Genomic DNA, 6,210 nt, shown 5'->3' with positions numbered 1-6,210 from the left:
CTGGCAGGATGCATTGCAGGGCCCACCATTCGCGTGCCCCTTAGGCTTCCTGCCGCCAGCAATGGAGAGGGGCCGTGTACGTGCCTGCTGTGGATGTGCAAGAACTGACCTGGACCGATCTGGACCGCAAGGCCGTCGACACCATCCGTGTGCTCGCCGCGGATGCGGTGCAGAAGGTGGGCAATGGGCATCCCGGCACGGCGATGAGCCTGGCCCCGGCGGCGTACCTGCTGTTCCAGAAGCTCATGCGCCACGACCCGGCGGATCCGGCGTGGATCGGCCGTGACCGGTTCATCCTCTCCCCGGGGCACTCGTCCCTGACCCTGTACATCCAGTTGTTCCTGGCCGGGTACGGGCTCGAGCTGGGCGACCTCGAGTCGCTGCGCACGTGGGGGTCGCTGACCCCGGGCCACCCGGAGTACGGGCACACCAGGGGCGTGGAGATCACCACGGGCCCGCTGGGGCAGGGCCTGGCCTCCTCGGTCGGGTTCGCCTACTCCGGCCGCCGCGAGCGGGGCCTGTACGATCCCGAGGCGGCCCAGGGCGAGTCCCCGTTCGACCACACGGTGTGGGTGATCGCCTCGGACGGGGACCTGCAGGAGGGGGTGACCGCCGAGGCGTCCTCCCTGGCCGGGCACCAGGAGCTGGGCAACCTCGTGGTGATCTACGACGAGAACCACATCTCGATCGAGGACGACACCGACGTCGCGTTCACCGAGGACGTCCTGAAGCGCTACGAGGCGTACGGCTGGCACACCCAGCGGGTCGACTGGACCGCGTCGGGCGAGTACCGGGAGGACGTCCAGGGCCTCTACCGGGCCCTGCTCGCCGCCAAGGCCGAGACCGGGCGCCCCTCGATCATCTCGCTGCGCACGATCATCGGCTGGCCTTCCCCGACGAAGCAGAACACGGGCAAGATCCACGGCTCGGCGCTCGGCGCCGACGAGGTCGCGGCTCTGAAGCAGGTCCTCGGCTTCGACCCGGAGAAGTCCTTCGACGTCGATCCGGAGGTCCTCGCCCACACCCGCGGTGCACTCGAGCGCGGCCGCGAGGCCCGTGCCGCGTGGCAGGAGTCCTTCGACGCGTGGGCGGCGGCGAACCCTGAGGCCGCCAAGCTCCACGAGCGGATCGAGGCCCGCCGCCTGCCCGAGGGCTGGGAAGAGTCCCTTCCCGAGTTCCCCGCGGGCAAGGACGTCTCCACCCGCGCGGCCTCGGGCAAGGTCCTGAACGCGATCGGCCCGGTCCTGCCGGAGCTGTGGGGCGGCTCGGCCGACCTCGCGGAGTCGAACAACACCACGATCGAGGGTGCGCCGTCGTTCATCCCGGCCTCGCGCTCGACGGCCGCGTGGAAGGGCAACCCCTACGGGCGCGTGCTGCACTTCGGAATCCGGGAGCACGCCGCGGCTTCGATCGTCAACGGCATCACTCTCGGCGGGAAGACCCGGGCGTTCTCCGGTACCTTCCTGATCTTCTCGGACTACCAGCGCCCGGCGATCCGGCTCTCGGCCCTCATGGGCATCCCGTCGACGTACGTATGGACGCACGACTCGATCGGCCTCGGCGAGGACGGCCCGACCCACCAGCCGGTCGAGCAGCTCGCCTCGCTCCGCGCGATCCCGAACCTCGACGTCGTCCGCCCGGGCGACGCGAACGAGGTCGCCTGGGCGTGGAAGACCATCCTCGAGCGGCACAAGAACCCGGCCGGCATCGTCCTGACCCGCCAGAACCTGCCGACCTGGGACCGCGGTGAAGGCGGCTTCGGCTCTGCCGCGGGCGTGGCGAAGGGCGGCTACATCCTGGCCGAAGCCCAGCGGGACGGCGCGGACGTGACCCCGGACGTGATCCTCATCGGCACCGGTTCCGAGCTCCAGCTCGCCGTCGCAGCCCGCGAGGCGCTGGCCGCCGAGGGCATCGCCGCGCGCGTGGTCTCGATGCCCTGCGTCGAGTGGTTCAAGGCGCAGGACCCCGCCTACCGTGACTCGGTCCTTCCCGCCACGGTGAAGGCCCGCGTCTCCGTCGAGGCCGGCCTCGCGCTCGGCTGGGCGGAGTTCGTCGGCGACGCCGGCCGCAGCATCAGCCTCGAGCACTACGGCGCCTCGGCCGACTACAAGACCCTGTTCACCGAATTCGGCATCACCTCGGAAGCAGTCACCCTCGCCGCCAAGGACTCAATCGCGGCCGCTCAGCGTTAACACCAGAGAGAGTGCGGCCACCCCGCCATTCGGGGCACTGACCATCCCCTTACAAGGAGGAACCGAAATGACTACCCCCACTCAGGCCCTCTCCGACGCCGGCGTGTCGATCTGGCTCGACGACCTTTCCCGCCAGCGCCTCACGGACGGCTCGCTCAAGGGCCTCATCGATGAGAAGAACGTCGTGGGCGTGACCACGAACCCGACGATCTTCCAGGGCGCGATCACGAAGGGCCACGGCTACGACGCCCAGCTGCGCGAGCTCGTCGCGGACGGCGCGGATGTGGAGCGGACCGTGTTCGAGCTCACGACCCGCGACGTCGCCGACGCCTGCGACCTCTTCGCCCCGGTCGCCGAGGCGACCAAGGGCGTCGACGGCCGTGTGTCCATCGAGGTCGACCCGCGCCTCGCGTGGGACACGGCCGGCACGATCGCCGAGGCCAAGAAGCTGCGCGACAAGGTCAACAAGGGCAACGTCTACATCAAGATCCCGGCGACGCTCGAGGGCCTCGAGGCAATCGCCGAGACCCTCGGGGCCGGGATCAGCGTCAACGTGACCCTGATCTTCTCCCTCGAGCGCTACCGTGCGGTCATCAACGCGTTCATGACCGGGCTCGAGAAGGCCAAGGAGAACGGGATCGACCTCTCGACCATCCACTCGGTCGCCTCGTTCTTCGTCTCCCGCGTGGACACCGAGGTCGACAAGCGCCTCGAAGCCATCGGCACCGACGAGGCCAAGGCCCTCAAGAGCAAGGCCGGCCTGGCGAACGCGCGCCTCGCGTACCAGGTGTTCGAAGAGGAGTTCACCTCCGAGCGCTGGAAGCTGCTCGCGGACGCCGGGGCCCTCCCGCAGCGTCCACTGTGGGCCTCGACCGGTGTGAAGGACCCGAACCTCCCGGACACCCTCTACGTGGCCGGGCTCGTCGCCCCCGGAGTGGTCAACACCATGCCCGAGAAGACCCTCGACGCGACCTTCGACCACGCCGAGATCACCGGGGACACGGTCCGTGGCACCTACGAGGAGTCGAACGCCCACCTGGACGCGCTCGAGAAGATCGGGGTCTCCTACAACGACGTCGTCGCCGTCCTCGAATCCGAGGGCCTGGACAAGTTCGTCGCCTCGTGGAACGACCTCCTCGCCGACGTCGAGCGCACCCTCTCGGAGACGGCTCAGGGAGCCCGCGCGTGAGCGCGCTGACGTTCGACGCGACAGGCGCGGCCCGGGAGGCCGTGGAGTCTCGCGTGCCCGAGCTCGCGGCTGACCACGTCGCGAGCCGGATCTTCGCGAAGGACCACACGCTGTGGGGCAAGGACGCCGAAGAGGAATCGGCTAAGCGGCTCGGCTGGATCGAGGCCGCCACGGTCTCGCAGCCGCTCGTTGCGGACATCCTGGCGCTGCGCGACGAGTTCCGCGCTGAGGGAGTCGACCGCATCGTGCTGTGCGGCATGGGCGGTTCCTCGTTGGCCCCTGAGGTCATCGCCGCGACTGCGGGGGTCCCGCTCGTCGTCCTGGATTCGACGGACCCCGAGCAGGTCTCGGCCGCCCTCTCGGAGCGCATCGAGGCCACCGCGATCGTCGTCTCGTCGAAGTCCGGTTCCACGGTCGAGACCGACTCCCAGCGCCGCGCCTTCGAGGCCGCCTTCACCGCGGCGGGCATCGACGCGAAGCGACGGATCGTCGTCGTGACCGATCCCGGCTCGCCGCTCGAAGCGGCAAGCCGGGAAGCAGGGTACCGGGCCGTGTTCAACGCGGACCCGAACGTCGGCGGGCGATATTCGGCGCTCACTGCCTTCGGGCTCGTGCCCTCGGGTCTCGCAGGCGTCGACATCCAGGCCCTGCTGGACGAGGCCGAGGAAGCAGCCGAACTCCTGCGCGAGGACTCCGAGGACAACATCGGGCTCCAGCTCGGGGCGGCCCTGGGCGGCACGACTCCGCTGCGCGACAAGATCGTGATCGTCGAGGACGGCTCCGGCATCAATGGCTTCGCGGACTGGGCCGAGCAGCTCATCGCGGAGTCGACGGGGAAGATCGGCAAGGGCATCCTGCCCGTCGTCGCGTCGATCAGTTCCCCCGAGGTCACGGAGGACGCCGACGACGTCCTCGTCGTTCGGCTGGTCTCGGCAGAGAGCGAGCCCGTCCTCGGCCCGAATCAGGCCGCCGTGGGCGGAAACCTCGCAACGCAGATGCTGGTGTGGGAGTTCGCGACGGCCGTAGCCGGACGCCTGCTCGGCATCAACCCGTTCGACCAGCCCGACGTGGAAGCCGCGAAGGCAGCGGCGCGGGGACTCCTCGACGCGCGCCCGGAGCCGACGCCCGCCAACTTCACCGAAGCTGCGATCGAAGTCCGCGGCGGAGACTGGCTGGGAGGCGCGTCCACGGTCGAGGAGGCCGTCAAGGCGCTCCTCGCACAGCTCGGTCCCACGGGCTACCTGAGCGTGCAGGCCTACCTCGACCGGCTCGCCTACCCCCAGCTTGAGGGCGTCCGCGACCTCCTGGCGAAGGCCACCGGGCGTCCCACGACGTTCGGCTGGGGGCCGCGTTTCCTCCACTCGACGGGCCAGTACCACAAGGGCGGCCCGGCCGTCGGCGTGTTCCTTCAGGTCACTGCCGCGGCATCGAACGACGTGGAGATTCCCGGCCGGCCCTTCACGTTCGCCCAGCTGATCGAGGCCCAAGCCGCGGGAGACGCGCAGGTGCTCGCCGAGCACGGTCGGCCCGTGCTCCGTCTGCATCTCACGGATCGCGACGCGGGCGTTCAGCAGCTGACGGATCTGGTCTCGGCTCTGGCCCGCTGAGGCCCCGAGCCGCCGGCCCGGCCAGTGCGGCCGGGCCGGCGGCTTCTGCTTCGGTTCCGTTTCGGGGACCGCACGGAAGGAAAAGAAAGGCATCATGCCAGAGAACGACAACGGCGCGGGCGGGTCGAAGCGGGGCGGCAATCCGCTCCGCGACCCAAGGGACCGGCGCCTGAACCGGATCGCAGGTCCGTCGTCGCTCGTCCTCTTCGGAGTGACGGGCGACCTCGCCCGCAAGAAGCTCATGCCAGCCGTGTACGACCTCGCGAACCGGGGCCTTCTGCCGCCCAGCTTCGCGCTCGTGGGCTTCGCCCGCCGCGAGTGGGAGAAGGAGGACTTCGCCGAGGAGGTCAAGGCCTCCGTCAAGCAGTATGCGCGGACGCCCTTCGACGAAGCCGTGTGGGCCCAGCTCAACGAGGGTGTGCGCTTCGTCCAGGGCTCATTCGACGACGATGAGGCCTTCGAGCGCCTCAAGTCCACCCTCGAGGAGCTCGACGAGCAGCGGGGCACGCGGGGCAACCACGCGTTCTACCTGTCGATCCCGCCGAAGGCCTTCGAGCAGGTCTGCCGCCAGCTCTCCGCCCACGGGCTCGCCCAAGCCGAAGAGGGCAAGTGGCGCCGGGTGGTGATCGAGAAGCCGTTCGGCCACAATCTCGAATCCGCACGCCAGCTCAATGACATCGTCGAGTCGGTCTTCCCGCCTGATGCAGTGTTCCGGATCGACCACTACCTCGGGAAGGAGACGGTCCAGAACATTCTGGCCCTCCGCTTCGCGAACCAGCTCTTCGAGCCGATCTGGAACGCCAACTACGTCGACCACGTCCAGATCACCATGGCGGAGGACATCGGCACCGGCGGCCGAGCCGGCTACTACGACGGCGTGGGCGACGCTCGCGACGTCATCCAGAACCACCTCCTCCAGCTCCTCGCGCTCACCGCGATGGAGGAGCCCATCTCCTTCAATGCGGCAGACCTGCGCGCCGAGAAGGAGAAGATCCTCGCGGCCGTCCGGCTGCCGAAGGACCTCGCGACCGCCACCGCCCGCGGCCAGTACGGCGAAGGCTGGCAGGGCGGCGAGAAGGTCCCGGGGTTCCTGGAGGAGGACGGGATGAACCCCCAGTCCACCACGGAGACCTACGCCGCCATCAAGCTGCAGATCGGCACCCGCCGCTGGGCCGGCGTGCCGTTCTACCTGCGCACGGGCAAGCGCCTGGGCCGCAGGGTC

General features: G+C 69.5%; 4 protein-coding genes. All 4 read left to right on the top strand.

Going from position 1 to position 6,210, the window contains the following annotated elements:
• The first annotated feature begins 89 nt into the window (after positions 1 to 89).
• Complete coding sequence (gene tkt, locus V7053_RS17375) at positions 90 to 2,192, top strand: transketolase (RefSeq protein WP_334173520.1); 2,103 nt, start codon at positions 90 to 92, stop codon at positions 2,190 to 2,192.
• A 67-nt stretch (positions 2,193 to 2,259) separates the two neighbouring features.
• Positions 2,260 to 3,381 carry a transaldolase gene (gene tal / locus V7053_RS17370; protein ID WP_334173519.1) on the top strand — a complete coding sequence of 374 codons (1,122 nt, stop codon included), beginning with the start codon at positions 2,260 to 2,262 and terminating at the stop codon, positions 3,379 to 3,381.
• On the top strand, positions 3,378 to 4,988 hold the full coding sequence (locus V7053_RS17365; RefSeq protein WP_334173518.1) for a glucose-6-phosphate isomerase: 1,611 nt from the start codon (positions 3,378 to 3,380) through the stop codon (positions 4,986 to 4,988). The genes tal and V7053_RS17365 overlap by 4 nt, the downstream gene beginning before the upstream one ends.
• A gap of 94 nt (positions 4,989 to 5,082) precedes the next feature.
• Positions 5,083 to 6,210 (top strand): glucose-6-phosphate dehydrogenase (gene zwf / locus V7053_RS17360; RefSeq protein WP_334173517.1); only part of this gene is annotated, 1,128 nt, incomplete at its 3' end.

Origin of the sequence: Sinomonas sp., from assembly GCF_036848755.1 — a bacterium.
In the GTDB taxonomy this organism is placed as follows: domain Bacteria; phylum Actinomycetota; class Actinomycetes; order Actinomycetales; family Micrococcaceae; genus Sinomonas.
Note: the sequence above shows the minus strand (reverse complement) of the source record. Positions and strands in the feature narration are given on the sequence as shown.